We start from the raw sequence: 25,218 nt of genomic DNA on the forward strand, positions 1-25,218 counted from the left end.
TCACGGCGCGAGCCGCTGGACGATCCAGCCCCCGCCCTCGGCCTCGTCGAGCACGAACCGCAGCCGGTCGTGCAGCCGGTCGCCGCCCCCCTGCCAGAACTCGACCCGCTCCGGGACCACCCGGTAGCCGCCCCACGCCGCGGGCCGGGGCAGCTTGCCCTCGGGCGTCTGCTCGTCGAGCCGCCGCACGCGCTCCTCGAGCTCCCGCCGGGAGTCGACGACGGTCGACTGCACCGAGGCGGCGGCCGCCACCTGCGACCCGCGCGGCCGGGGGTCCCAGAGCGCGTCGGAGGCCGCGTCGCCGATCCGCTCCACCCGGCCGGTCACCCGCACCTGGCGCTGCAGCGCGTGCCACGGGAAGACCAGCGCCGCGCGGGGGTTGGCGGCGAGCTGCGCGCCCTTGGCCGAGGCGTAGCTGGTGCCGAAAACGATCCCGTCGCCGTCGTAGCCCTTCATCAGCACGACCCGGGCGTCCGGTGCGCCGTCGGCGTCGGCGGTCGCCACCACCACGGCGTTGGGCTCGGGGATCTCCGCGGCGACGGCGTCGGCGAACCAGCGGTCGAACTGCTCGACCCAGGTGGGCGCGAGCTCGTCCTCGCGCAGCCTCCCGAGCGTGTAGTCGTTGCGCATGCGGGTCAGGTCGGGCACGCAGCCATGCTGACACCGCCGCGCGCGGACGGCCGCGCGGACCACCGGTGCCGGCGGTGCGGACGGCCCGGATCGTGCTCGCACCGCCCCCCGCGTGCCAGGACGGGGGCGACGGCCTTAGGGTCGACTGGCAATCGTGCGCCAGCTCTCCTGCGCGCACGTGGGTCCGCGCGCAGAGGAGCATGCGAGATGGCCGACGACTTCGTACCCGGTCTCGAAGGCGTCATCGCCTTCGAGACCGAGATCGCCGAACCCGACAAGGACGGCGGTTCGCTGCGCTACCGCGGCGTCGACATCGAGGACCTGGTCGGCAAGGTCACCTTCGGCAACGTCTGGGCCCTGCTGGTCGACGGCAAGTTCGGCCCGGGCCTGCCGCCGGCCGAGCCGTTCCCGATCCCGGTGCACAGCGGTGACGTGCGGGTCGACGTGCAGGCCGCGCTGGCCATGCTCGCGCCCTTCTGGGGCTACCGCCCGCTCCTGGACATCTCCACCGAGGAGGCCCGGGACCAGCTGGCCCGCGCCGCCGTCATGGCGCTGTCCTACGTGGCGCAGTCCGCCCGCGGCATCGGCACCCCCGCCGTCCCGCAGTCGCGGATCGACGAGGCCTCCACCATCGTCGAGCGCTTCATGGTCCGCTGGCGCGGCGAGCCCGACCCCCGGCACGTCGCCGCCGTCGACGCCTACTGGACGTCGGCCGCCGAGCACGGCATGAACGCCTCGACGTTCACCGCCCGCGTCATCGCCTCCACCGGCGCCGACGTCGCCGCCGCCATGTCCGGCGCGATCGGCGCGATGTCCGGCCCGCTGCACGGCGGCGCGCCGTCCCGGGTGCTGCACATGCTCGACGACGTCGAGAAGACCGGCGACGCCGAGAAGTACGTGAAGGACCTGCTCGACCGCAAGGAGCGGTTGATGGGCTTCGGCCACCGGGTCTACCGCGCCGAGGACCCCCGCGCCCGCGTGCTGCGCCGCTCGGCCCAGGAGCTCGGCGCCCCGCGCTTCGAGGCCGCCCTCGCCCTGGAGCAGGCCGCCCTGAAGGAGCTGCGCGAGCGCCGTCCCGACCGGCCGGTCGAGACGAACGTGGAGTTCTGGGCGGCGATCGTCCTGGACTTCGCCGAGGTCCCGAGCCACATGTTCACCTCGATGTTCACCTGCGCCCGCACCGCCGGCTGGTGCGCGCACATCCTCGAGCAGAAGAACACCGGCCGCCTCGTGCGCCCGTCCGCCCGCTACATCGGCCCCGACTCGCGCAAGCCCGAGGCCGTCGAGGGCTGGGACACCATCAACCACCAGGCCGCCTCGGTCTGACCAGCACCGCCCCGATGACGACGGCCCGGCCGCACTCCGCGACCCGGGCCGTCGTCGTCGGGCGCTCCGCACGATCCACGCGAACCGGAAGGCCTCCCACGGATGTCCATCACCATCCCCGCCGAGCTTCTGCCCGCCGACGGGCGGTTCGGGTGCGGCCCGTCCAAGGTGCGCCCCGAGGCGCTCCGGGCCCTGGCCGGGGACGGTGCGGCGATCATGGGCACCTCCCACCGCCAGGCGCCGGTGAAGAACCTGGTCCGCCGGGTGCGCGAGGGGCTCACCGCGCTGTTCGACCTGCCCGACGGCTACCAGGTCGTGCTCGGCAACGGCGGCACCACCGCGTTCTGGGACGCGGCGCTCTTCGGCCTCATCCGGGACCGCGCCGCCTTCGGAACCTACGGGGAGTTCTCGGCCAAGTTCGCCTCCGGCGCGAAGGAGGCCCCGTTCCTGGGCGACCCGGTGATCGTGACGGCCGACCCCGGGTCGCTGGCGCTGCCCACCGCCACCGAGGGCGTGGACGCCTACGGCTGGGCGCACAACGAGACCTCGACCGGCGTGATGGCGCCGATCGCCCGGCCGTCGGGCACCGAGGACGCCCTCGTGCTCATCGACGCCACCAGCGGCGCCGGCGGCCTGCCGGTCGACGTCTCGCAGACCGACGTCTACTACTTCGCGCCGCAGAAGTCCTTCGCCGCCGACGGCGGCCTCTGGGTGGCCCTCATGTCGGCCGACGCCCTCCAGCGGGTGGCCGAGATCAAGGCGTCCGGCCGCTGGATCCCCGGGTTCCTCGACCTGTCGATCGCCGTCGACAACTCCTCGAAGGACCAGACCTACAACACCCCGGCGGTCGCCACGCTCTTCCTGCTGGCCGACCAGATCGACTGGCTGCTCTCCCTCGGCGGGCTCTCCGGGGCCGTGGCCCGCAGCCGCGAGTCCTCGAGCCGGCTCTACGGCTGGGCGGAGAAGTCGCCGTACGCGACGCCGTTCGTGGCCGACCCCGACCACCGCAGCTACGTCGTGGGCACCATCGACTTCGCCGACTCGGTCGACGCCGCCGCCCTGGCGACGACGCTGCGCGCCCACGGCGTCGTCGACGTCGAGCCCTACCGCAAGCTCGGCCGCAACCAGCTGCGCGTCGGCATGTTCCCCGCCGTCGACCCCGACGACGTGACCGCGCTGACCGCCTGCATCGACCACGTGGCAGAGCGTCTCTGAGCGAGCTGGCCGGCTTCTTCGCTGGAGGTGGGCGTGCGCCCCGGTAGGTCGTCGTGCTCCGCCGGCGGTGATCTCTTCACCGCCGGCGGCGAGGCCGGTCGCATCATGGCCGCCCTCGACTGGGCGAGCACGCCGCTCGGGCCGGTCGAGACCTGGCCGGCCAGCCTCCGCCACGCCGTGCGCACGGTGCTGGTCTCGAAGTTCCCCATGGTCCTGACCTGGGGTCCGGAGTTCCGGCAGTTCTACAACGACGCCTACGCCCCGCTCATCGGTGCCAAGCACCCGGCGATCGGCGAGGACATCCGGCAGACGCTGGCCGAGGGCTGGGACGCGCTCGGCCCTCCCATCGCGCACGCGATGACCACGCTCGAGGCCTCCTGGCTGCCGGGCCTGCTGCTCCTGCTGGAGCGCGCCGGGTACCGCGAGGAGACCTACTTCACCGTCTCCCACGCCCCCGCCTTCGACGACGACGGCCGGGTCGCCGGGATGCACGCCGTCTGCACCGAGGTCACCGGCGAGCTGCTCGCCGCACGGCGCCAGCAGCTGCTGCACACGCTGTCCGTGCAGGGCGCCCGGCTCGGCGACGAGCGAGCGACGGTGACCGCCATGTGCACTGCCCTCGGCAGCGACGCCCTCGACGTCCCCTTCGCCGCCGTCTACCTCTCCGCCGACGACGGCAGCTTCCGGCGGGTGGCCACCACGGGCGTCGACGCGGACCTGCTGCCGGCGGTGACCGATCCGGGGGCGGCCCTCCCGCCGGCGGCCGGGCTCGGCGTCACCGGCGGCCCGTGGGGGGATCCGGTCACCGAGGCGGTCGTCCTCCCGTTGACGGTCAGCCGGGACGCCGCCCCGGTGGGGCTGCTGGTCCTCGGCAAGTCGCCCAGCCGCGCGCTGGACGCCGATTACCGGACCTTCCACGAGCTGGTGGCCGGCCAGTTCACCGGTGCCCTGGTCAACATCCGCGCGTTCGAGAGCGAGCGGGAGCGCGCGGAGTCCCTCGCCGCGCTGGACCGGGCCAAGACCACCTTCTTCGCCGACGTCAGCCACGAGCTGCGCACGCCGCTCACCCTGCTGCTGGGCCCGCTGCGCGACGTCCTGGAGGAGGCCGATCCGCCGCTGACCGACGACGTCCGCGAGCAGCTCACCCTCGCCGTCCGCAACGGGCAGCGGCTGCAGCGGCTGGTCAACGACCTGCTCGACTTCGCCAGCATCGAGGCGGGACGGGCGACGCCGGTGCGGGTGGAGACCGACGTCGCCACGTTCACCGCCGAGCTGGCCGGCATCTTCCGCTCGGCCGCGGAGCGGGCCGGGCTGCAGCTCACCGTCGACTGCCCGCCGCTGGGCCGACCGGCGTTCGTCGACCCGCGGATGTGGGAGAAGATCGTCGTCAACCTGCTGGCCAACGCGGTGAAGTACACCTTCGTGGGCGGTATCGCGGTGGCCCTGCGCGACGCCGACGACGGCTTCGTGCTCACCGTCGCCGACACCGGCGTCGGCATCGTGGCCGAGGAGCTGCCGCACCTGTTCGAGCGGTTCCACCGCGTCGCCGGCTCCGCCGCGCGCACCCGGGAGGGCACCGGCATCGGGCTGGCCCTCGTGCAGGAGCTCGCCGCGCTGCACGGCGGCAGCGTCACGGTGACCAGCGAGCCGGGCCGGGGCAGCACGTTCGCCGTCGCGCTCCCCTCCGGCCGCCCCGACGCCGCGCCGGCCGGGCCGTCCGCGGTGCCGTCCGAGGCCGCCCACGGCGAGGCGGCCAGCTGGGCGGAGGAGACGTCCCGGCCCGCCGGCACGACCCCCGGGGCGGTGGGCGGCGCCGACGTGCTGGTCGTCGACGACAACGCCGACATGCGCGCCTACCTGACCCGGCTGCTCGGCCCGCACTGGACGGTGCGCACGACGGCCAACGGCGAGGAGGCGCTCGCCGCGATCGCCGAGCGCGCTCCCGACCTGGTGCTGACCGACGTGATGATGCCCCGCATCGACGGCTTCGAGCTGCTGCGGGCGCTGCGCGCCGACCCGGCCACCCGAGCCATCCCGGTGATCATGCTGACCGCCCGGGCCGGCCAGGAGGCCTCGGTGGAGGGCCTGGAGGCCGGCGCCGACGACTACCTGGCCAAGCCCTTCCGCGCCGCGGAGCTGATCGCCCGCGTGCGCGTCGCGCTCGAGCGGGCCGGAGGGCGCGCCGTCGGCCCCTCCGGGCCGCCGGAACCGGTGTCCGCCCCGGCCCCGGCACCGCTCCCCCCGCCGCCGGCCGCCACCCCGGTCCACCGCCCGGCCCCGGCGCCCGCGCCGCGGACGGCGACGGCGCCGGCCGGCCCGCACCGGGCGCAGTGGCGGGTGCCCGCGGACGTGTCCTCGATCCCGGTCGTCCGCCGCCGGCTGCGCGCGCTGCTGGCAGAGGCCGGCGTGGACCCCGACCACGCCTACGACCTGCTGCTGGCCGCGTGCGAGGCGGCCACGAACGCGGTCGAGCACGCCCAGGACCCGACCGAGCCGTTCGTCGACGTCGCCGCCGACGTCGGCGCCGGCCTCGTCGAGATCACGATCCGCGACTACGGGCAGTGGCGGGAACGGGTGCCCAGCATGGACCGCGGCCGCGGCTCGACGCTGATGAGCGCCTTCGGCGACGTCACCGCCATCCCCAGCCCGCACGGCACGACGGTGCGGATCAGGTCCGGGCTCTCCGCCGCCTGACCCGCGGCCGGGCTCAGCGCAGCAGCCAGGTGTCCTTGCTGCCGTCGCCGGGCGCGCCCGGCAGGTCCGGCCCGTCCTCGGTGGCCACCCGGGTCAGGGCGACGGGCAGGGCGGTGGTGCTCGCGCCGGCGACGGAGAAGACCCGCAGGCACACCGGCCGGGGCGCCAGGACGCCGTCGACCAGGGTCGGCGCCGTCGAGGGCTCCAGGGGCTCCCGGGCGACGAACCGGTGCGGCGCCGCGGAGATCTCGGCGCGCAGCGCGGCCAGCTCGGCCGCCGAGCAGGCCGGGCCGGAGACGACGTCCCGGCTGCCGTACCCGGCGACCGACCGCACCTCCAGCTCGGCCAGCCGGTCCTGTACGGCGGACTCCGCCGCCGGGTCGGCCAGCACCCAGGTCCGCGCGGAGTCCAGCAACGGCTCCTCGCCCAGGTAGAAGCGGATCAGCGACGGGACCCAGGCGTAGGCCGCCGCGTCGTCGGCCACGCCGTTCCCGGGCACGTTGGCGAGCCCGAGCCGGCCGGCCCGGACGGCCTCGGTGAGGGCGACGTCCAGCGGCAGGCCGGCACCCGTGGGAAAGGCGCCGAGCAGCGCGTCGTCGAACTGCCGGTAGAGCACGTCGACCGGCACCCGGCCGCCGTCCACGGCGGCCTCCACTCCCCCGTCGCTGCGCGGCCACAGGTCACCGGCCCGCACCAGCGGCGCCCCCAGCGCCTCGGCCAGCACCTGGTGCTCGAACCAGGCCGCGGCGCTCTCCCCCTGGGTGAGCACCGCGATCCGCGGCGGGCGGGACGTCGCCGGCGGCGCGGCGGCGGTCAGTGCGGCGGCCAGCAGGGCGACGGCCTCGGCCGGGTCCCTCGGCTGCCGGCCGGCGAACAGCTCCGGCACGGCCGTCCGCGCGGCCGCCCGGTCGGCCAGCGCGTACCCGATGCCCGACGGCACCCGGAGGTCGTCGCACGCGACCACCCAGCGGTCGCCGGTGGTGCGCACCAGGTCGGCCGCCGCCACCGTCGCCCGGGGCTGCCCCGGCCAGGCGCGGGACACCGCGTCCGGATCGCGGCCGGGGGCGTGCGCCACGGCCCACTCGGGCAGCACGCCGGCCCGCACGACCTCCGGCGCCCGATCGCTGTCGCCCCGCCGGCGCCCGGCCGGGCGGTAGGTGTCGGCGAGGAAGGCGTTGAGGGCCCGGTGCCGCTGGGCCACGCCCGCCGCCAGCGCGGCCCACGTGGCGGCGTCGACCAGCCGGGGCACCGGGTCCATGGGCACCGGGCGCACCTCCTGCCGGCCGTCCACCCAGGCCGAGACCGTGACGCCGTGCTCCTCGCGCCAGTCCGCCAGGTGCCGGGTGGCGGCGGTCAGGCCGTCCGGTCCCAGCCGCTCCAGGGCAGCGGCGGGCCCGGCCCATCCCGCGCGCAGCCGGCCGCGCGCATCGACGGCCTCGTCGGTGCGCGCGGTGGAGTACCCGGCGAAGATCTCCCCGTTCACAACCACCGATCGAACCAGGCGGCGAGTCGTCCGCCCAGTTCGACCAGGTGGTCCCGGCCCACGATGGCGTGCCCCTCGCCGGCGAAGAGCAGCAGGTCGACGCACGCACCCCGCGCCTGGAGGGCCTGGTGCGCCTGCACCGACTCGGCCACCGGCACGTTCGTGTCGCGGTCCCCGTGCGCCAGCAGCACCGGCGACGTCAGCCGGTCCAGGGCCGTCATCGGCGAGATCGCGGCCAGCATGTCGCGGTCGGCGACCGGGTCCCCGTACTCCGTCACCGACGCCGCGGCCATCCACGGCTCGGTGCCGGCGAAGAAGGTACGCAGGTCGCTCATCCCGGCCAGCGAGGCCCCGGCGGCGAACAGGTCCGGCCAGCGGGTGAGCGCCACCAGCGTCAGGTAGCCGCCGTAGGACCAGCCGTGCGCGCCGATCTGCCCGGGGGCGGCGATGCCGGCGGTCACCAGCTCGTCCACCGTCGCCGGGACGTCGGCGAAGGACGCCTCGCGCGCCGGCCCGTCGTCGGCGGTCATGAAGGCGCGGCCGAAGCCGCCCGACCCGCGGACGTTGGGCGCGAAGACGGTGAGGCCCGCGGCCACCATGCTCTGCGTGATCGGGGACCAGCCGGGGCGCTCCTGCCCCTCCGGGCCGCCGTGGAAGCTGACCACCGTTCGGTTCGGGCCCCGGTGGCCCTCCGGCGTGTACAGCCAGCCGGAGAGCGCGACGCCGTCGGGGGCCACGTACCGGTGCAGCACCGGCTCGACCAGGCCGCGCGGGTCCGGGCGCGCCGGCGAGCAGGCCAGCGGCTGGGGTGCGCCGGTGCCGTCGAGCGGCACCCGCCACAGCCCGCGGGGTGCCCGGGGGCCGGACAGCTCGGCGATCAGCGCGTCGGCCCCGGCGGCCGGCGCCCAGCCGGAGAGCACCGGCTCGGGCAGCGGGATCCGGCGGACGACGGCGCCGTCGGACAGCGCGTGCAGCCACAGCTGGCTGACCCCGTCGGCGGTCCACAGCGCGAGGACGGTGCCGTCGGGCCGCACCGCGTAGCCGTCGAGGTCGGCGTCGGCCCGGTACAGCACCGTGCGCCCCCGGCCGGGGACACCGTCGTCATCGACCGGGACGGCGACCAGGCCGGCCCGGTCGGCGCCGGGCGGGCCCGGCAGGGCGGCGCGGACGTGCACCGTCCGCCCGTCGGCGGTGAACCGGCCGTCCTCCGACGCGATCCCCCCGGGCACGTCGAGCGGGAGCACCCGGCGCTGTATCCCGGTCGCGACGTCGATGACGACGGAGTGCCGGAAGGCGCGGGGCCCGCGCCGGGCGAGGACGGTGCGGTGGTCGGCGGAGAGGGCGGTCACGGAGAGGAAGCCGCCGGAGGCGAGCGTCCGCTGCTCGCCGGTGACGACGTCGACCAGGACGACGTCGGCGTCGGGTCCGTTGCCCGACGCGATCGAGCAGACGTAGTGCCGCGGCCCGGCCCAGGACCCGGGGACGACGGTCGCGCGCGGGTCCTGCCCGGCCACCGGCCGGGAGCCGGTGCCGTCGGGGCGGACCACGTGCAGCTCGGCGCAGATGGACCCGCCGGGGCTGACCAGGTAGGCCAGCCACGCGCCGTCGGGCGACCAGGTGACGGAGACGACCTCCTGGTCGGCGCCGGAGACCTGACGCGGGGGCGTCGCGCCGTCCAGGGCGGCGACCTCCAGGCGGGGCAGGCCCGACCGGTCGGTGACGTAGGCGATCCGCCCGCCGTCCGGGGACGGTGCCGGGCACCAGGCGGCCGCGGCACCGGCGACCCGGGTGATGACGTGGCGGACGTCGGCCGGCAGCGCCTCGGGCGGTGCCAGCGCTTCCAGGGCGGGGAACCCCGCGGGCGCGGCCGTCCACTGGTCGGTCACCGGGCTGGCCATCGCTCCTCCTCGGCTCGGTTCGGTCCGCTGGCGGGCGCCCCACTGTGTCGGGCTCCCGTTGCGGTGGTGTGTCAGGGGTGTCATCGGCGTGGAAAGTCCGCGTCCGCACCCCCGCCGGGAGGACGCGGACGCCGGACGTGCGGGCGCGCCACGCCGGGCCGCCTGCGCGCGGCGCCGCCCGGACCCGGATAGCCTCGGGAACCGGGCTCTCGTCCGGGCCCGCCGCGCCGCTTGCAGGAGGTCGCCATGCGCACGCTGCGCCTCGTGGCGCTCTCCGACGACGGGAAGAGCGTCATCCTCTCCGCGGAGGGCCCCGACGCCCCCGACGGCGGGGAGAGGTTCGAGCTCCCGATCGACGACCGCCTGCGTGCGGCCGCCCGCGGGGACGCCCGCCGGCTCACCCAGATCGACGTCGACCTCGGTACCGAGCTGCCGCCGCGGGTGATCCAGTCCCGCATCCGCTCGGGAGAGACGCCCGAGCAGGTCGCGGCCGCCACCGGGGCACGGGTGGAGCGGATCATGCGCTTCGCCCACCCGGTGCTGCAGGAGCGCGAGCGCGTGGCCGGGCAGGCCCGCGAGGCGCGCGTGCGGCTGACCGAGGGCGCCCCCGGGGCGGTCCTCCAGCAGTTCATGCTCGAGCGGCTGCGGCTGATCGACACCGACATCGACGCCGTCGAGTGGGACGCCTATCGGGGCGACGACGGCACCTGGGTGGTCACCGGCGCGTGGCGCGCCGGAGCGAAGTCCGGCACCGCCCGGTGGAGCTACGACCTGCCCTCCCGCACGGTCACCCCCGCCGACGCCGCGACCACCGACTTCGCCGAGGGCACCCGCCTGGTGCGGGTGGTCCCGGAGGTGCCCGCGGGCCTGCCCGCGCCGATCACCCGCAGCCGCCCGGTCTCGGTGGTCCGCGCGCCCGAGCCTGCGCCCGCCCCCTCCCCCGCGCCGTCCTCGGCGGAGGACGAGGACGCCCTCGTGCGCGACGTGCACGCCCCCGACGGCTCCCCCGAGGACGACGAGGCGATGGCGGCGCTCCTCGACGAGGTCGCCGAGCACGACACCATCGTGCTGGGCCGGGGCGGCCGCGAGGGCTCCGACGAGGACGAGGACCCGCGCGCCCGCATCCCGGCGTGGGAGGACATCGTCTTCGGGGTCCGCCGCAACCGCTGAGTGGAACACCGCGGTCGGCTGGGTAGTTGACCGGGCATGAGTGCTTCGGTGTCGATGCCGCTGGGCGGCGTGCAGGTCGGGTCCTACGACAGCTACGAGCGAGCCCAGGCGGCGGTCGACTACCTCTCCGACGAGAAGTTCGCCGTCGAGAACGTGACGATCATCGGCACGGACCTGCGGATGGTCGAGACGGTGACCGGGCGGATGACCATCGGCCGCGCCGTCGCCGCCGGTGCGGCCGCGGGCGCCTGGTGGGGTCTGTTCGTCGGCCTGCTGCTCGGCATCTTCGCCGCGGACGGCGCCAACTGGATCGGCTCGGTGCTCACGGGGCTGCTGATCGGCGTGGTGTTCGGCGCCGCCTTCGGCGGGATGGGGTACGCCGCGACCCGCGGCCGCCGCGACTTCACCAGCACGAGCAAGATCACCGCGAGCCGGTACGACGTGATGTGCAACCCGGCGCACGCCGAGGAGGCGCGCGCCCTGCTCGCCCGCTTCTCGCTCCGCGGCTGAGCTGTCCCCGGCGCGTCAGCGCAGGGTGGCGAAGGCGACCGCCGCCGCGGCCGCGACGCCCAGGGAGTCCACGCCCGTCCGCATCGGGATCCGGGCGCGCACCCGCGCCGCCTGCTGCGCCGCGGGCGTGAGCCCCGGGCCCTCGGCGCCGAGCAGCACCGCCGTGCGCGGGTGCGCGCGCGGATCGACGTCGGCCAGGTCGAGGGCGTCCGCGGCCGGGGTCAGCGCCACCGTCAGGTACCCGGCGTCGTGCAGCCGCTCCAGGCCGGCCGGCCACTCCGGCAGCACGGCGAACGGCAGCGAGAGCACGTGGCCCATCGAGACGCGCACCGAACGGCGGTAGAGCGGATCGGCACAGCGCGGGTCCAGCAGCAACCCGTCCACCCCGAGCGCCACCGCCGAGCGGGCGATCGAGCCGAGGTTCTCCGCGTCGTTGAGCGCCTCCAGGACGGCCAGCCGGCGGGGCGCCGCCGGATCCGGGCCGGCCAGGACGGCGTCGAGGTCGTCGGCGGGACGGCGGTCGGCGGAGGCGACCACGCCGCGGGTGAGCCGGAAGCCGATGACCTCCGACAGCACCCACTTGTCCGCCTCGTAGGCCGGGACGTCGTCGGGCAGGCCCAGCGCGGCCACCCGCCCGGGGACCCCGAAGACCGCCCGCACCCGGTACGGGGACGCCAGCAGCCGCTGCACCGCGGGCACACCCTCCACGATCACCGGGCCGGTGCCGCGGGGGGTGCCCGCCGGCCGGTCCCCCGCCTTGAGGTCGCGGAAGTCCGCCACCCGCTCGTCGTCCGGATCGGTGATGACGACGGGAGGGGGCACGGCCGCGATTCTGCCCGGCCGGCAGCACCCGCCGGCACCCGGCGGGACCGACGACCCCGTTGACGTCCCCCGAGCAACTCATCTAGCGTTGAGTTCATCAGCCGTTGAGTCTGGAGGGCGCGTCATGGACGCCGTCACCGTCACCGATCTCGTCGTCGACCGGGGCCGCAGGCGCGTGCTCCCCGGCCTCTCCTTCGCCGTCCCCCAGGGGCAGGTCACCGGCCTGCTGGGACCGAGCGGCAGCGGGAAGACGACGCTGCTGCGCGCGCTCGTCGGGGTCCAGCGGATCCGGTCGGGCACCGTCACGGTGCTCGGCGAACCCGCCGGCTCCCCCGCCCTGCGCGCCCGTGTCGGCTACGTCACCCAGGCGCCGAGCGTGTACGCCGACCTCACGGTGCGGGAGAACGCCCGCTACTTCGCCGCCCTGCACGGCCGACGTGCGGGCGAGGCGGATGCCGCCATCGCCGACGTCGGCCTGGCGTCCGCGGCCGGCCGGCTGGTCGCCGATCTCTCCGGCGGCCAGCGCGGGCGCGCTTCGCTGGCCTGCGCCCTGGTCGGCGAACCCGAGGTGCTGGTGCTGGACGAGCCGACCGTCGGGCTGGACCCGGTGCTGCGCGCCGACCTCTGGGCGCGGTTCCACGCCCTCGCGGCGTCCGGCACGACGCTGGTCGTGTCCAGCCACGTCATGGACGAGGCCGGCCGGTGCGACCGCCTGCTGCTGCTGCGCGACGGCGAGCTGCTCGCCGACTCCACGCCGGCGCAGCTGCGGGCCGACGGCGGCTCCCCCGATCTGGAGGAGGCCTTCCTCGCCGTCGTCCGCGCCCGGACGGGGGTCGCGGCGTGAGCACCGCCCTGGCGAGCCCCCGGCTCACCGCGGCCACCGCCGGCCGGGTGCTCCGCCAGCTGCGGCACGACCACCGCACCATCGCGATGCTGCTGGTGCTGCCGAGCGTGCTGCTCGGCCTCCTCCACCTGCTGTGGAAGGACCTACCGACCCTTCCGGGCCAGCCGGGCACGTTCGACCGGGTCGGCCTGACCATGCTCGGGATCTTCCCGTTCGTGGTGATGTTCCTGGTGACCAGCATCGCGATGCTGCGCGAGCGCACCTCCGGCACGCTGGAGCGGCTGCTCACCACCCCGCTGGCCCGGCTGGACCTGCTGCTCGGCTACGGCCTGGCCTTCGGTCTGGCGGCGGCGCTGCAGGCGGTGGTGACCGTGACGGTCGCGGTGACGCTCTACGACCTCGACGTGACCGGCGCGATCGCCCTGGTCGTGCTCATCGCCGTCGCCGACGCGGTGCTGGGCGTCGCGCTGGGCCTGCTGGCCAGCGCCTTCGCCCGCAGCGAGTTCCAGGCGGTGCAGTTCATGCCGGTGGTCGTGCTGCCGCAGTTCTTCCTCTGCGGGCTGCTCGTCCCCCGCGAGCAGATGGCCGGCTGGCTGCGGGCGGTCAGCGACGTCCTGCCGCTCACCTACGCCGTCGAGGCGCTGCAGGAGGTCGGGCGGTCCCCGTCGGCGACGGGCACGATGTGGGCCGACGTCGGGATCGTTGCCGGCGTCGCCCTGCTCGCCCTCGCCCTGGCGGCGGCGACCCTGCGGAGGAGGACCAGCTGACCGGAGCAGGCAACCGGCCGACCGGGCGACGGCCCGGGAAGCCGGACACCCGGGACGCCGTCCTGGCCGCGGCCCGGGAGGCCTTCGCCGAGCGCGGTTTCGACGGCGCCACCATCCGGCAGATCGCCGGGGCGGCCGGCGTCGACCCCGCGCTCGTGCACCACTACTTCGGCAGCAAGGACAAGCTCTTCCTGGCCGCGGTCGAGGCGCCGGCCAACCCGGCCGAGCTGCTGCCCGAGGTGCTCGCGGGGGGCCGCGACAACCTGGGCGAGAACCTCGTCCGGATGCTGCTGCGGGTCTGGGACGGCCCCATGCAGCCGGCGGCGCTGGCGCTCGTCCGCTCCGCCGTCGGCAACGAGTGGACGGCGAAGCTGCTGCGGGAGTTCCTCGTGTCCCAGGTGCTGCGCCGGGTCGTGGGCACGCTGGACCTGCCGCCGGCCGAGCGCGCGGCACGGGGGGCGCTGGTGGCCAGCCAGCTGATCGGGCTGGTCATGGCGCGGTACGTCCTGAAGGTGGAGCCGCTGGCCACGGCGTCCCCGGAGTCACTGGTCGCCGCGATGGGTCCCACCGTCCAGCGCTACCTCACCGGCGAGATGGAGATGCCCCGCCGTTGACTCAGCGGGGGGCGCGGGCCAGCTGACGGCTCTGCGCGACCAGCCGCCCTGTGGAGTCCCAGATCCGGTACTCCTCGTCGAGCCAGCCACCGGCGATCTCGTTGGCCCGCGCTTCGGCCAGGCACCACCCCGGCGCCGGGAGCGCGCGCACCAGCACCTGGAGCTGGACAGTCGGCGCCCAGCCCATCAACCCCATCGACCAGCTCGTCGGGGGAAGCACGTCGGCGAAGAGCAGCAGCGCAAGCGGGTCGGGGTCCCGGCCGTCGGCGAGCCGCAGCCAGGCGCGCATGACCGGCTCACCCGACGGACGGCCGAGCGCCCACCCGGCGGTCGCCGGGTCCAGGCGGGTCTCCACCCGATGCCGCAAGCCCACCGCGGGCACAGGATGTCCGCCCATGTCGGCGCCCGGCTGCGCTGCGAGGCACTGCTCGACCGGCGGTACCTCCGGCCCGGGCGCGGAGTGCACCGGGACGTCGTCGGACAGCGTCGCCGTCGTCACCTGCACCGTGAGCGTGGGACCTTCGGCGCCGCTGAGGACGACGCCGGTGTGCGCGAGGGTGCGCCCCGCCGGTCCCGGCGTGACGGCCAGCGTCGCCGGGCCAGGAGGCGTCGCGCGCAGGTAGCTGGCCGACACCGCGACCGGGTCCGGGTGCGGGCTGTCGGCCACGGCCGCCCGCGCCGCGACGGCGAGCAGGTAGCCGCCGTTGAGGATTCCGCTGCCCACGTCCCAGCCCGGCTGGAGGTCGGCGACGTAGCCACCTGCCTCGGCGCGGTGGACCGTCGTCGCGCGGTCGAACTCGGAGTCGGCGGTGGTGGGGGGATCAACCTGCGGCACGTGCCCCAGAGTGCCAGGGTGCCTGTCGTGGAGTACACGCACCTGGGTCGCAGCGGCCTGTCCGTCTCCCGGCTCTGCCTGGGGACCATGAACTTCGGCTGGAGGACCGGGGAGGACGACTCGCACGCGGTCATGGACCGGGCGCTGGCCGAGGGCGTGAACTTCTTCGACACCGCGAACGTCTACGGCTTCGACGCCGGCAAGGGCCGCACCGAGGAGGTGCTGGGCAGCTGGTTCGCCCGGGGCGAGGGACGCCGGGAGAAGACGGTGCTGGCCACCAAGGTCTACGGCGGGATGTCGGACTGGCCCAACGACACGTTCCTCTCCGCCCGCAACATCGTCCGCGCCTGCGAGGGCTCGCTGCGCCGGATGCGGACCGACTGGATCGACCTCTACCAGTTCCACCACGTCGACCTGCGCACGCCGTGGGAGGAGATCTGGCAGGCCTGCGAGACGCTGGTCGCCCAGGGCAAGGTGCTCTACGTCGGCTCGTCCAACCACGCCGCCTGGCAGATCACCCGCGCCAACGCGGTGGCGGAGCGCCGGCACTCCACCGGCCTGGTCAGCGAGCAGTCGCACTACAACCTGCTCACCCGGCACGTGGAGCTGGAGGTGCTGCCGGCCGCGCAGCACCTCGGCGTCGGCATCCTGCCGTGGAGCCCGCTGGCCGGCGGGCTGCTGGCCGGCGTCCTGGAGAGGATCGAGGGCGGGCGGCGCGACGACGAGCGCACGCGGAAGCGGGTGGAGAAGCACCGGCCGGCGCTCGAGGCCTACGAGGCCCTCTGCCGGGAGCTGGGGCACGCGCCGGCCGACGTCGGCCTGGCCTGGCTGCTGCACCAGCCCGCGGTCACCGCACCGATCGTCGGCCCGCGCACCATGGACCAGTTCAAGGGGGCGCTGCGGGCCCTGGAGGTGCGGCTGGACGACGCCGCGCTGGGCCGGCTCGACGAGATCTTCCCCGGCTACCGGGCCGCTCCGATGGAGTACGCCTGGTGAGTCACCCGACCGGCCACGCGGCCAGGGTCGTGTACTGCGGCGTGGGGCCCAGCCGGCTCTCGACCAGCCGCACCTCGGTCACCGGCCACGCCGGCCCACGGTAGCCGGCCAGCCGGTCGGTCAGGGCGCCGTCGGCCGGCCGGCCGGGCCGCCACCGGCCGAGGGTGAGATGCGGGCGGAACGGGCGGTCCTCCACCGGCAGGCCGAGGCCGCGCGCGGCCGCGGCCAGCCGGCCGGCGAGCGCGACCAGCGGGGCGACGTCGCCGTCGAGCCCGGTCCAGGCCACCTGCGGACGGCGCAGCGAGCCGAATCGCCCTCCCCCGGCCAGCCGCAGCGTCATCGGCGGCGTCGCGGCGACGGCGGGCGCGACGGCGGCCACCAGGCCGGGCACCACGGCGTCCGGCACCCCGCCCAGGAACAGCAGCGTCAGGTGCCATCGGTCGGGGCGGCTCCACCGCGGCGCCCCCGGGGCGTCCCGCAGCGGGGCGAGCACGCGCTCGAGGTCGCGGCGGGCGTCATCCGGCGGGTCGACGGCGACGAACAGCCGGCGCCCGGGGCCATCGGGGGTCAGACGGGCACCTGCAGGCCGGCCCGGCGGAGGGCGCAGATCAACCGGAGCCGCTCGATCTCGCGGGCCCGGTCGTCGCGCAGCCCGGCCAGCTCCGACGGCTCGCCGAGCATCGCGGCGGCCTCGAGCAGCACGTCGTCGTAGGCGGCCTGCACCGCGCGGCGGCGCACCATCGGCGACCCGGCGGGCACGACGGCCACCTGCCGGCCGAGCCGGCGCAGATCGGCCGCCACCCGCTGCAGCGAACGGCCGGAGGGAACGGGGTGGCGCGCGGCGTGGCGGCGGGCCGACCAGGCCTCCACCCGCCGGGTCAGCGGGCCGAAGAGGGCGATCAGCCCGGCGAACGCGGCGAGCAGCGCGATGAGCTGGATGAGTGCGGCCATGGTGACCCCCCGCGCAGGTGCGGAACCGGTGCAGCCGACGGTACGCGCGCGGAGCAAGCTCAGAGCGTCTGCTGCCCCGGCGCCTTCTCGGCCATCTTCTCCTCCTGGGCCCGCAGCTGCGGCGAGGGGACGACGGGGCGCTGCGGACCGACCCGGAGGCGGACGCGCAGCGGCGCCCGCTCCACCTGGACGCGGACCGACCGGCGGCGGGCCAGCAGCGCGGCCGCCCCGAGACCGGCGACGACGCAGACCCCACCGCCGAGGATGAGGCCCCACGGCGCGCCGAAGTGCTCGGAGACCCAGCCGACCAGCGGGGCGCCCACCGGCGTGCCGCCCATGAAGCACATGAAGTACAGCGCCATGACCCGCCCGCGCATCTGCGGCTCGACACCGAGCTGCACGAAGCTGTTGTTGGCGACGCTGAAGACCAGTGCCGCCGCACCGGTCGGCACCAGCAGCACGGCGAAGGCGAGGTACGTCGGCATCAGCCCGGCGAGCACGGTGAACGCCCCGAACACCACCGCGGAGCCGACGAGGAACCGCTGTCGGGGGCGGACGCTGCGGCGGGTGGACAGCAGCGCGCCGCTGAGCGAGCCGACGGCGAAGCAGGTGGACAGCAGGCCGAACGCCTCGGCACCGAGGTCGAACGTCTCCCGGGCCATCAGCGCGATGGTGACCTGGTAGTTGAAGCCGAACGTGCCGATCACGAAGGCGAGCCCCATCGCGAGCAGCAGGTCCGGGTGGGCCCGGGTGTAGGCGAGCCCCGCGCGCAGCTGGCCCCGGCCCCGGGCGACCGGCGGGCTGGGCAGCAGCTCGTCGGCGCGCATGCCGGCGAGCGCCACGATGGTGAAGGCGAAGCTGGCCGCGTTGACGAAGAAGGCCGGCGCGGTGTTCCCCGACGCGGCCCCGATCAGCAGCCCGGCGAGCGCGGGCCCGACCAGCCGGGCGCCGTTGAAGATGGTCGAGTTGAGGCTGACGGCGTTGGTGATCAGCCCCGGGCCCACCATCTCGGACACGAACGCCTGCCGCACCGGCACGTCCACCGCCGACACCGAGCCGAGCGCCCCGGCCAGCACGAAGACGTGCCAGAGCTCGATCGCGCCGGTGGCCACCAGCGTCGCGAGGACCAGGGACAGCAGCCCCATGAGCGCCTGGCTGATCAGCAGGAGGCGGCGCTTGGGATAGCGGTCGGCGAGGACGCCGCCGTACATGCTCAGCAGCAGCGACGGCCCGAACTGCAGCGCGGTGATCAGGCCGAGGGCGACGCCGCTGCCGTCGGAGAGCTGCAGCACCAGCCAGTCCTGGCCGATGCGCTGCATCCAGGTGCCGGTGAGGCTCAGCAGGTTGGCGGAGGCGTAGCGCCGGAAGTTACGCACCCGGAGGGCGCGGAACATGCCGTTGCCCTGCTCGGACGGCGTCCGCTGGTCAGTGCTCGTGCAGGTCACCCACTGGCGAGCTTGTCCATGATCTCCGCCGCCTCGCGCAGCACCGCCCGCTCCTCGGCGGTCAGCTCCTGGAGCCGGCCGGCCAGCCACGCCTCCCGCGCCCGGGCCTCGGCCGAGAGCATCTCCTCGGCGGCCGGCGTCAGGTCGATGATCACCTGGCGCCCGTCGGTCGGGTGCGGGGTGCGGGTGACCAGCCCGGCGTTCTCGAGCGCGACGACGACGCGGGTCATCGACGGCGGCTGGACCCGCTCGTGGCCGGCCAGCTCCCCCGGGCTCATCGGGCCGTGCCGCTTCAGCGTCGACAGCGCCGCCAGGTGGGTGAGGGTCACCGAGGTGTCCACCCGCTGGTTGCGCAGCCGCCGCGAGAACCGCATCACCGACAGCCGCAGCTCGTGCGCGAGCGCGGCGGTGTCGAGCGTCGTCCGGCTCACGATAGTTAGCCTAACTCAGGAGGTCGCTCAGAACAGCTGCTGCAGCGGCTCGAGGGCGAAGTAGACGAAGAACAGCGCGGCCACCACCCACATGAGCGGGTGGATGTCCCGGCGCCGCCCGACGACCAGGCGCAGCAGCACGAAGCTGATGACCCCGGCGCCGATGCCGTTGGTGATCGAGTAGGTGAACGGCATCAGGGCGATGGTCAGGAACGCCGGGATGACCAGGGACATGTCGTCCCACGTGAGGTTCTTGATCTGGCTGATCATCAGCGCGCCGACGATCACCAGCGCCGGGGCGGCCGCCTCCGAGGGCACCACCTGCACCAGCGGGGTGAACAGCGTGGCGACGAGGAACAGCACCCCGGTGACGACGCTGGCCAGCCCGGTGCGGGCGCCGTCGGCCACCCCGGCCGTGCTCTCGACGTAGGTGGTGTTCGACGAGATGCTCGCCGCACCACCGGCCGCCGCGGCCAGCGAGTCGACCAGCAGCACCGGCTGCGAGCGCGGCAGGTTGCGGTTCTCGTCGAGCAGGTCGGCCTCGGCACCGACGGCGGTCACGGTGCCGACGGTGTCGAAGAAGTCCGCGATCATGATCGAGAAGACGATGAGCAGCGCGGCGACGACGCCGATGCGCTCGAAGCCGCCGAACAGCGAGAAGTTGCCGATGATCGACAGGTCGGGCACGCCCACGACGTCGTCGGGCAGGGCCGGCACCTGCAGCGCCCACCCGCGGGCGTTGGCCTCGCTGCCGTCCGCGCCGGTGCGCGGGCCGACCTCGGCGATCGCCTCGATGACGATGGCGAGGACCGTCGAGGCGACGATGCCGATGAGCAGCGCGCCCCGGACCTTGCGGACCACGAGCACCGCGGTCAGCAGCAGGCCGACGACGAAGACGAGGATCGGCCACCCGGCCAGCTGGCCGTTCACGCCGAAGCTGATCAGCGGGGCGCCGGTGCGGATGACGCCCGCGTCGGCCAGGCCGATGATGGTGAGGAAGAAGCCGATGCCGACCGCGATCGCCGTCTTCAGCTGCGGCGGGATGGCCTCGAACACCGCCTTGCGGAAGCCGGTGAGCACCAGCACGGTGATCAGCAGGCCCTCGAGCACGACCAGGCCCATGACCTCCGGCCAGGACAGCTGGGTGGCCGCGAAGACGGCGACGATCGCGTTGATGCCCAGGCCCGTGGCGACGGCCAGCGGGTAGCGCCCGACGATGCCCATGAGCAGCGTCATCGCACCGGCCACCAGCGCCGTCACGGCCGCCACGGAGGCGAACGGGAGCACGTTCCCCTCGACGTCGACGCCGGACAGGATGATCGGGTTGAGCACCACGATGTAGGCCATCGTGAAGAAGGTCGTGAACCCGCCGCGCACCTCGCGGCCGACGGTCGACCGGCGGGCGCTGATGTCGAAGTACCGGTCCATGCCGTTCTTCGGGCGCACCCGCGGGCCCTCGCTGCGGCGGGGGACGGTGGGCGGCGTGCCCGCCGAGACGTCGGCAGGGGTGTCACCGGTGGAGAGCGGGCCACCCGAGGCGCCGGCGCCACCGGAGGGACGGGACTGCTGGGGCATGCGGACTCTCCGGGCGGTGCGGTGGCCAACGAGCGGCGACAGCGTGCCATACGCCCGTTGCGGGCGTGTTCACCCGTGACCCCGCCGCACTCTAGGGTGCCCTCGTGCCCGGTCCACTCAAGCAGGCTCCGCCGCCGCTGCAGGTCGACACCGCCCGGGTGGTGCTGGCCGGGACGGCGCTGTGGGCGGTGGCCCTCGTCGTCCTGCTCGTCCTGGGCGACCGGGTGGACCGGATGTGGACCTGGACCTGCGTGGCCGCGATCGGGCTGGCGCTGCTCGGCCTCGGCGTGATGAAGCTGCAGGGCCAGCTGCGCGACCGCGACGAGTCGGAGGTCAGTCGCTGAGGACGTCGTACTCCGACGTGTCATAGCGGGCCGAGGTGACCACCTCGGTGTCCTGCACGACGACGAGCGTGGCCTGGCTGTGCGCCCCGCAGCCGTAGTCGGCGGTGACCACCCGGCCGTCGGCGGGCGCGTAGGCGTTGCCGCAGGCGCCGAGCATCTGCCGCAGCGAGCCGGCCAGCGGGAGGTAGAAGCCGCAGGTGGCGCACGAGCCGGGCGCCTGCCGGGCCATCGGCGCCGTCGGGCCGAACTCCCCCGCCGTCCAGCGGGCCACCGCGTCCGACCGCCCCTCCCGGGACATCACCCGTTCCCGGCCGAGGCCGAGCTCCCGGGCGACCACCCGACCCTCGGGGTCGTCGGCGGAGTCGTCGTCGAGCGTGTACGCCGGTGCCAGCCGGTGGTCGTCCTCGGTGGCCGGCAGGACGTCACCGACCGACAGGTCGCCCGGGCGCAGCCGCTCGTGCCACGGCACCCAGGCCGGCGCCAGCAGCGCCTGGTCACCGGGCAGCAGCACGACCTCGTCCACGGTGATCCGGTCCTCGCCGGGGACCCGCGCGATCGTCACCGCCCAGTGCCAGCCGACGTACCCGGGCAGCCGGCTGGCGAAGGTGTGGGTGAGCACCTCGCCCAGCTCGGCCGGGGACTCCCCGTCGGAGACGGGCTCGGGCGTGGCGCCCAGGTGCTCGCCGACCGCGTCGGCGTCGCCGGCCGTCTCGACGGCGGCCGCGCGGGCCGGCTCGATCGCGGCGGTCAGCGGGTCGACCGCGGCGGATGCGGACCGGACTGCTGCGAAGGACTCGGACACGGACCCATTGTGGCTGACGACCCGGCGTCCGGCTCCGACCGGACTCCCGGGCCGGTGCGGCACCATGGGCTCGTGCCCGCGTCCCGCCGCCCGCCCGGTACTCCCCGGCGGGCGCGGCTGTCCCGGCGGGCGGCGCCTCCCGGGCCCGACCGCGTCGACACGACCCCGCTCGGCGTCCCGCGGCCGCAGACCCGGCCGATGCCGTCGCCGACCCCGCCCCCGACCCCGACCAAGCTCACCGTCACCCGCGTCGCCGCCGCCCGCAGCCGCGAGCTCACCGTCGCCGCGGCCCGGCGGGTGCGGACGGCCAGCCGCGCCGACGGCGCCGGGGAGAGCGGCCTGACCCAGCTGCTGTGGGTCAACGCCCTGCACATGGCCGGGGACGCGATGATCGCCGTCTCCCTGGCCGGAACGCTGTTCTTCGCCGCCACGACCGACGCCCAGCGCGGCAACGTCGCGCTCTACCTGCTGGTGACGATGGCCCCGTTCGCCCTCCTCGCCCCGGTCATCGGGCCGGCGCTGGACCGGCTGCAGCGCGGGCGGCGGTGGGCCATGGGCGTCTCGCTGGGCGGCCGGGCGGTCCTCGCCCTGGTCATGGCCGCGCACTTCGACGACTTCTGGCTGTACCCGGCGGCGCTCGGCGTGCTGGTGCTCTCCAAGGCGCACAACGTGCTGCGGGCGGCGGTGGTCCCCCGGGTGCTGCCCGGCGCGATGTCGCTGACGTCGGCGAACGCCCGCCTGTCGGTGTTCGGGCTGGCGACCGCCGGGATCGCCGGCGGGCTCGCCGCGGGGGTGGCCACGCTGATCGGCTTCGACTGGGAGCTGTGGGCGACCGCCGCGGTGTTCCTCACCGGCGCGGTCCTCGCCGTCCGGCTCCCCCCGCACGTCGACGTCCCCGTCGGCGAGGAGCCGGCCGACGTGCTCACCACCACGGAGATCCCGCTGCCCGGCCGGCGGCGCCGGGTCCCGCCGCACGTGGTGCTGGCGCTGCGGGCCAACGCGGCCCTGCGCGGGCTCGGTGGGTTCCTCACCATCTTCATGGCGTTCCTGGTGCAGGCGACGTTCGCCGACGGCTGGGCGGCGACGGCTGCCCTCGGCGCGCTCGCGGTGGCGGCCGGCGCCGGCAGCTTCACCGGGACGGCGGTCGGCTCCCGGCTGCACACCGCCGCCCCCGACCGGCTGGTGCTCTGGGCCGCCTCCGCCGCGGCGGTCGTCACCGTCCTGGCCGCGGTGTTCTACAGCTACGGCATGGCGGTGCTGGTGGCCGCCGTCTCCGCCGTCGCCAACGCGCTGGGCAAGGTGTCCCTGGACGCGATCATCCAGCGCGAGGTGCCCGAGAGCCTGCGCGCCTCGGCCTTCGCCCGGTCGGAGACGATGCTGCAGCTGGCCTGGGTGGTCGGCGGGGCGCTGGGCATCGCGCTGCCGCCCACCGGCTGGATCGGGTTCACCGTGGCCGCCGCGCTGCTCGCGCTCGCCGTCGGGCTGGTCCTGTGGACCCTCTACCGCAGCGGCCGGCCGGCCGCGGCCACGGGGTCCCCGGACGCGCCGACGACCCCGGTGGGACCGTCGTGGACGTGAGAAGGCCCGCGACCGCGTCCCTGCTCGCCCTCTGCGCCGCCGGCTCGCTGGCCGCCTGCGCGGGCGAGCCCGACACCCCCGGCGACGTCCGGGTGCAGGCCGGGAGCCAGGACGTGACCGCCCGGCCGACCCAGTACTGCCTGGACGGCGAGGGGCAGCGCTACGAGACCACGCCGCCGGTCGTCGAGGTCTCCCCCGGCACCGACATCTCGCTGACGGTGCCCGAGCGGATCGCCGAGCGCGGCTGGCAGGTGCAGGTGTTCGACGAGTCGCTGCAGCAGGTGATCGGCGAGGTCGACGTCCCGGCGGGCACGGAGACGTTCGCGGAGATCAACTCCTCGGACGTCGTCCCGCCCGCCTTCTACCTCGTCGTCGTCGAGGACAAGGGCGGCGACTGCGGCGAGTTCACCGGCGCCTGGCCGATCGGCATCCTCCGCGCCGGCGGCGACCTGCAGGGCTGAGCGAGCCGGGTCAGCCCTCCAGGTCGCCGGCGACCGCGCGCAGCACCGACGCGACCTTGCGGGCCTCCGCGCGGTCGGGGTGCCGGCCGTGGCGCAACCCCTCGCCGACGTCGTCGAGCAGCTTGATCAGGTCCTCGATGATCGGCACCAGCTCGTCGGGCTTCTTCCGGTTCTTCGCGGCCACGGTGGCCGCCACCGAGGGCAGCGGGTCGAGGATGCGCACCTGCAGCGCCTGGTCGCCCCGGCGGCCGGCGACGATGCCGAACTCCACCCGCTGGCCGGGCTTGAGGTCGCTGGTGCCGGCCGGGAGCGCGTCCTTGTGCACGAAGACGTCGGGCCCGTCCTCGCGGGACAGGAAGCCGAAGCCCTTCTCCGCGTTGAACCACTTCACTCTGCCGGTGGGCACGGTGTGATCCCTCAGTTCCTCGGTGTGGCGCGGCCCGCGGGCCGGTCCGGACGACGACGGGCGGCACGCTCCACCCGGTGCACAGGTTAGCCGCCGCGACGCTCCTCCGACCTGCCCGTTCCGGCGCGCCCGCCCCGCCGTCCCTACCCTGAGCCGGTGCCCGAGCGCGCCGACGGCCCCGACCACCCCGATTACCGGTTCACCCTCGCCAACGAGCGGACGCTGCTGGCCTGGCTGCGCACCGGCCTGGCCCTGGTCGCCGGCGGGGTCGCCGTCGCCACCTACGCCCCCGACCTGGGCGTGCGCTGGGGCAGCGCCGCCGTCTCCCTGGCCCTGGTGCTGATCGGGCTGGGCACCGCGCTGGCCGGCTACCGCCGGTGGCGGGCCAACGAGACGGCGATCGCGGCGGGGCGGGCGCTCCCGTCGAGCTCCGTCGTCCCGGCGGTGGCCGCCGCGGTGGCCGCGGTCGTGGTCGTGGTCGGCGTGCTGGTCGGCGTCGAGGTGATGCGCGGGTGACCGCGGCGATGGAGACCCAGCCGGAGCGCACCGCGCTGGCCTGGCAGCGCACCGGCCTGGGCGTGCTGGCCGTCGCGGCGCTGCTCGCTCACCGGGCGCTCGAGGTCGGGCGCCCGGCGCTGCTCGTGGTCGCGGGGGTGGCCGCCCTGCTGGGCCTGGCCGTGCTGGGCGGCCTGGCCCCGGCGCGCTACCGGCAGGTGCAGGACCGGGTCGCCGGGGGCCGCGCGGTGACCGCGCCGGCGCCGGGCCGGGCGGTGACCGCCGTCGTGGCGCTCACCGCGCTCGCCGCCGCCGTCGCCGTGGTCATCCCGGGGTGACACCGGGGGCGATGCCGAGCCGGTCCAGCAGGACCAGGAAGACGACGGCGAAGTCGTTGCCGGCCACCTCGCGGGCCACCCGCGGCCAGTCCACCTGCTCGCGCATCGCCCGGGCCACCGGCAGCAGCCGGGTGAAGTCGCAGTAGTGCTCGTCGAGGGCCATGAGCTTGGCGGCGAGGACGTCGGTGGCGTCGAGCACCGGCATCTGGACCGAGAGGACCGGCAGCGTCTCCGCCCGCTCCACCAGGTCGAGTTCCGCGGGACGGCCGCACGTCCGCCACACCACGTCGACGAAGACCTCGTCCTGCACCACCTTGAGCAGCCAGTCCTCCGCCGGGTCCACGACCTGCAGGCCGGCGTCGGCCAGCGCCTTGCCCGCCCGCTCTGCCTCGGCCGCCGGGACCACGAAGTCGGCGTCGTGGTCGGGCTCGGGGGCGCCCCGCACCCAGGCGGCGTAGCCCCCGCAGAGCGCGAAGGGCACCTCGGCGTCCTTGAGCGCGACGGCGGTCCGCTTCAGCAGGTCGCGCACCTGGTCACGGGGCGAGGTCTCCACGCGACCCTCGCTACCCGGTCGCGGCGCGCGCACGC

Annotated in this window: 27 protein-coding genes; 14 read left to right on the forward strand and 13 right to left on the reverse strand. The window is 75.6% G+C overall.

The features are described from left to right. Window positions 1-648 (reverse strand): pyridoxamine 5'-phosphate oxidase, encoded by a 648-nt coding sequence (gene pdxH, locus ACI790_RS15985; RefSeq protein WP_456570771.1) that lies wholly within the window; start codon window positions 646-648, stop codon window positions 1-3. 189 nt (window positions 649-837) lie between these two features. On the opposite strand from pdxH, the gene ACI790_RS15990 reads away from it, so the two are divergent. From ACI790_RS15990 to ACI790_RS16000, 3 genes are all read left to right on the forward strand, one after another. Further along, on the forward strand, window positions 838-1,956 hold the full coding sequence (locus ACI790_RS15990; protein ID WP_456570772.1) for a citrate synthase 2: 1,119 nt from the start codon (window positions 838-840) through the stop codon (window positions 1,954-1,956). A 102-nt stretch (window positions 1,957-2,058) separates the two neighbouring features. Next, on the forward strand, window positions 2,059-3,171 hold the full coding sequence (gene serC / locus ACI790_RS15995; RefSeq protein WP_456570773.1) for a phosphoserine transaminase: 1,113 nt from the start codon (window positions 2,059-2,061) through the stop codon (window positions 3,169-3,171). Between the two features lie 33 nt (window positions 3,172-3,204). Beyond that, on the forward strand, window positions 3,205-5,865 hold the full coding sequence (locus ACI790_RS16000; protein WP_456570774.1) for an ATP-binding protein: 2,661 nt from the start codon (window positions 3,205-3,207) through the stop codon (window positions 5,863-5,865). Between the two features lie 13 nt (window positions 5,866-5,878). Here ACI790_RS16000 and ACI790_RS16005 read toward each other — a convergent pair whose 3' ends face one another. Beyond that, entirely contained in the window at window positions 5,879-7,348 is a 1,470-nt protein-coding gene (locus ACI790_RS16005) for a circularly permuted type 2 ATP-grasp protein (RefSeq protein ID WP_456570775.1), read from the reverse strand. Beyond that, a complete protein-coding gene (locus tag ACI790_RS16010) occupies window positions 7,345-9,246 on the reverse strand; it encodes a prolyl oligopeptidase family serine peptidase (protein ID WP_456570776.1) in 1,902 nt (633 codons plus the stop codon). The genes ACI790_RS16005 and ACI790_RS16010 overlap by 4 nt, the downstream gene beginning before the upstream one ends. Window positions 9,247-9,492: 246 nt before the next feature. Between ACI790_RS16010 and sepH the strand changes: the two genes are divergently transcribed. Both sepH and ACI790_RS16020 read left to right on the forward strand, forming a co-directional pair. Continuing rightward, window positions 9,493-10,416 (forward strand): septation protein SepH, encoded by a 924-nt coding sequence (gene sepH, locus ACI790_RS16015; protein WP_456570777.1) that lies wholly within the window; start codon window positions 9,493-9,495, stop codon window positions 10,414-10,416. Window positions 10,417-10,452: 36 nt separating this feature from the next. After that, the gene (locus ACI790_RS16020) at window positions 10,453-10,926 is read left to right on the forward strand and encodes a general stress protein (RefSeq protein ID WP_456570778.1); all 474 of its coding nucleotides are present in this window, start codon (window positions 10,453-10,455) and stop codon (window positions 10,924-10,926) included. Window positions 10,927-10,941: 15 nt separating this feature from the next. On the opposite strand, the gene ACI790_RS16025 is transcribed toward ACI790_RS16020, so the two are convergent. Then, window positions 10,942-11,748, reverse strand: a complete 807-nt coding sequence (locus tag ACI790_RS16025) for a TrmH family RNA methyltransferase (RefSeq protein ID WP_456570779.1) — start codon at window positions 11,746-11,748, stop codon at window positions 10,942-10,944. Window positions 11,749-11,872: 124 nt separating this feature from the next. Here ACI790_RS16025 and ACI790_RS16030 point away from each other — a divergent pair, with 124 nt between their 5' ends. The 3 genes from ACI790_RS16030 to ACI790_RS16040 are packed head-to-tail and all read left to right on the forward strand — an operon-like array spanning window position 11,873 to window position 13,973. Continuing rightward, a complete protein-coding gene (locus ACI790_RS16030; protein WP_456570780.1) occupies window positions 11,873-12,592 on the forward strand; it encodes an ABC transporter ATP-binding protein in 720 nt (239 codons plus the stop codon). Further along, entirely contained in the window at window positions 12,589-13,359 is a 771-nt protein-coding gene (locus ACI790_RS16035) for an ABC transporter permease (RefSeq protein ID WP_456570781.1), read from the forward strand. The genes ACI790_RS16030 and ACI790_RS16035 overlap by 4 nt, the downstream gene beginning before the upstream one ends. Further along, the gene (locus ACI790_RS16040; protein WP_456570782.1) at window positions 13,275-13,973 is read left to right on the forward strand and encodes a TetR/AcrR family transcriptional regulator; all 699 of its coding nucleotides are present in this window, start codon (window positions 13,275-13,277) and stop codon (window positions 13,971-13,973) included. The genes ACI790_RS16035 and ACI790_RS16040 overlap by 85 nt, the downstream gene beginning before the upstream one ends. Before the next feature lies 1 nt (window position 13,974). Here the strand turns inward: ACI790_RS16040 and ACI790_RS16045 are convergent, their stop codons facing one another. Then, entirely contained in the window at window positions 13,975-14,808 is an 834-nt protein-coding gene (locus ACI790_RS16045; protein WP_456570783.1) for a thioesterase family protein, read from the reverse strand. Window positions 14,809-14,835: 27 nt separating this feature from the next. Between ACI790_RS16045 and ACI790_RS16050 the strand changes: the two genes are divergently transcribed. Continuing rightward, window positions 14,836-15,804, forward strand: coding sequence for an aldo/keto reductase (locus ACI790_RS16050; protein WP_456570784.1), 969 nt, complete (start codon window positions 14,836-14,838; stop codon window positions 15,802-15,804). 1 nt (window position 15,805) lies between these two features. Here ACI790_RS16050 and thpR read toward each other — a convergent pair whose 3' ends face one another. From thpR to ACI790_RS16075, 5 genes are read right to left on the reverse strand one after another with little or no spacing between them, the layout of a single operon-like run. Continuing rightward, entirely contained in the window at window positions 15,806-16,411 is a 606-nt protein-coding gene (thpR, locus tag ACI790_RS16055; RefSeq protein ID WP_456570842.1) for an RNA 2',3'-cyclic phosphodiesterase, read from the reverse strand. Further along, a complete protein-coding gene (locus ACI790_RS16060) occupies window positions 16,372-16,755 on the reverse strand; it encodes a hypothetical protein (protein WP_456570785.1) in 384 nt (127 codons plus the stop codon). Before ACI790_RS16060 ends, thpR begins: the two co-directional genes overlap by 40 nt. Window positions 16,756-16,814: 59 nt before the next feature. Continuing rightward, window positions 16,815-18,200: an MFS transporter gene (locus ACI790_RS16065; protein WP_456570786.1), complete on the reverse strand. Its 1,386-nt coding sequence runs from the start codon at window positions 18,198-18,200 to the stop codon at window positions 16,815-16,817. Next, window positions 18,197-18,631 (reverse strand): MarR family winged helix-turn-helix transcriptional regulator, encoded by a 435-nt coding sequence (locus ACI790_RS16070; protein WP_456570787.1) that lies wholly within the window; start codon window positions 18,629-18,631, stop codon window positions 18,197-18,199. The genes ACI790_RS16065 and ACI790_RS16070 overlap by 4 nt, the downstream gene beginning before the upstream one ends. A gap of 27 nt (window positions 18,632-18,658) precedes the next feature. Beyond that, entirely contained in the window at window positions 18,659-20,206 is a 1,548-nt protein-coding gene (locus ACI790_RS16075; protein ID WP_456570788.1) for an NCS2 family permease, read from the reverse strand. A 104-nt stretch (window positions 20,207-20,310) separates the two neighbouring features. Between ACI790_RS16075 and ACI790_RS16080 the strand changes: the two genes are divergently transcribed. Further along, the gene (locus ACI790_RS16080) at window positions 20,311-20,550 is read left to right on the forward strand and encodes a DUF2530 domain-containing protein (RefSeq protein WP_456570789.1); all 240 of its coding nucleotides are present in this window, start codon (window positions 20,311-20,313) and stop codon (window positions 20,548-20,550) included. Here ACI790_RS16080 and ACI790_RS16085 read toward each other — a convergent pair. Then, window positions 20,540-21,352, reverse strand: a complete 813-nt coding sequence (locus ACI790_RS16085) for a DUF3027 domain-containing protein (protein WP_456570790.1) — start codon at window positions 21,350-21,352, stop codon at window positions 20,540-20,542. The two genes, ACI790_RS16080 and ACI790_RS16085, sit on opposite strands and share 11 nt — an antisense overlap. A 198-nt stretch (window positions 21,353-21,550) precedes the next feature. Here ACI790_RS16085 and ACI790_RS16090 point away from each other — a divergent pair, with 198 nt between their 5' ends. After that, entirely contained in the window at window positions 21,551-22,930 is a 1,380-nt protein-coding gene (locus ACI790_RS16090) for an MFS transporter (protein WP_456570791.1), read from the forward strand. After that, on the forward strand, window positions 22,927-23,391 hold the full coding sequence (locus ACI790_RS16095; RefSeq protein ID WP_456570792.1) for a DUF2771 family protein: 465 nt from the start codon (window positions 22,927-22,929) through the stop codon (window positions 23,389-23,391). The genes ACI790_RS16090 and ACI790_RS16095 overlap by 4 nt, the downstream gene beginning before the upstream one ends. A gap of 10 nt (window positions 23,392-23,401) precedes the next feature. Here the strand turns inward: ACI790_RS16095 and ACI790_RS16100 are convergent, their stop codons facing one another. Continuing rightward, entirely contained in the window at window positions 23,402-23,797 is a 396-nt protein-coding gene (locus tag ACI790_RS16100) for a cold-shock protein (protein ID WP_456570793.1), read from the reverse strand. Window positions 23,798-23,953: 156 nt separating this feature from the next. Here ACI790_RS16100 and ACI790_RS16105 point away from each other — a divergent pair, with 156 nt between their 5' ends. Both ACI790_RS16105 and ACI790_RS16110 read left to right on the forward strand, forming a co-directional pair. Beyond that, window positions 23,954-24,313 (forward strand): YidH family protein, encoded by a 360-nt coding sequence (locus ACI790_RS16105; RefSeq protein ID WP_456570794.1) that lies wholly within the window; start codon window positions 23,954-23,956, stop codon window positions 24,311-24,313. Continuing rightward, window positions 24,310-24,630, forward strand: a complete 321-nt coding sequence (locus ACI790_RS16110; RefSeq protein ID WP_456570795.1) for a DUF202 domain-containing protein — start codon at window positions 24,310-24,312, stop codon at window positions 24,628-24,630. Before ACI790_RS16105 ends, ACI790_RS16110 begins: the two co-directional genes overlap by 4 nt. Here ACI790_RS16110 and ACI790_RS16115 read toward each other — a convergent pair. Next, window positions 24,617-25,183 (reverse strand): hypothetical protein, encoded by a 567-nt coding sequence (locus ACI790_RS16115; protein WP_456570796.1) that lies wholly within the window; start codon window positions 25,181-25,183, stop codon window positions 24,617-24,619. The two genes, ACI790_RS16110 and ACI790_RS16115, sit on opposite strands and share 14 nt — an antisense overlap. Between the last annotated feature and the right edge of the window lie 35 nt (window positions 25,184-25,218).

Source organism: Blastococcus sp. SYSU DS0539 (assembly GCF_054050855.1).

What these genes read in the sequence shown, in the direction of transcription:
- ACI790_RS15990 (WP_456570772.1), top strand. Translation starts at nt 838, where the DNA reads ATGGCCGACGACTTCGTACCCGGTCTCGAAGGCGTCATCGCCTTCGAG.
- serC (WP_456570773.1), top strand. Translation starts at nt 2,059, where the DNA reads ATGTCCATCACCATCCCCGCCGAGCTTCTGCCCGCCGACGGGCGGTTC.
- ACI790_RS16010 (WP_456570776.1), bottom strand. Translation starts at nt 9,246, where the DNA reads ATGGCCAGCCCGGTGACCGACCAGTGGACGGCCGCGCCCGCGGGGTTC.
- sepH (WP_456570777.1), top strand. Translation starts at nt 9,493, where the DNA reads ATGCGCACGCTGCGCCTCGTGGCGCTCTCCGACGACGGGAAGAGCGTC.
- ACI790_RS16020 (WP_456570778.1), top strand. Translation starts at nt 10,453, where the DNA reads ATGAGTGCTTCGGTGTCGATGCCGCTGGGCGGCGTGCAGGTCGGGTCC.
- ACI790_RS16030 (WP_456570780.1), top strand. Translation starts at nt 11,873, where the DNA reads ATGGACGCCGTCACCGTCACCGATCTCGTCGTCGACCGGGGCCGCAGG.
- ACI790_RS16060 (WP_456570785.1), bottom strand. Translation starts at nt 16,755, where the DNA reads ATGGCCGCACTCATCCAGCTCATCGCGCTGCTCGCCGCGTTCGCCGGG.
- ACI790_RS16075 (WP_456570788.1), bottom strand. Translation starts at nt 20,206, where the DNA reads ATGCCCCAGCAGTCCCGTCCCTCCGGTGGCGCCGGCGCCTCGGGTGGC.
- ACI790_RS16090 (WP_456570791.1), top strand. Translation starts at nt 21,551, where the DNA reads ATGCCGTCGCCGACCCCGCCCCCGACCCCGACCAAGCTCACCGTCACC.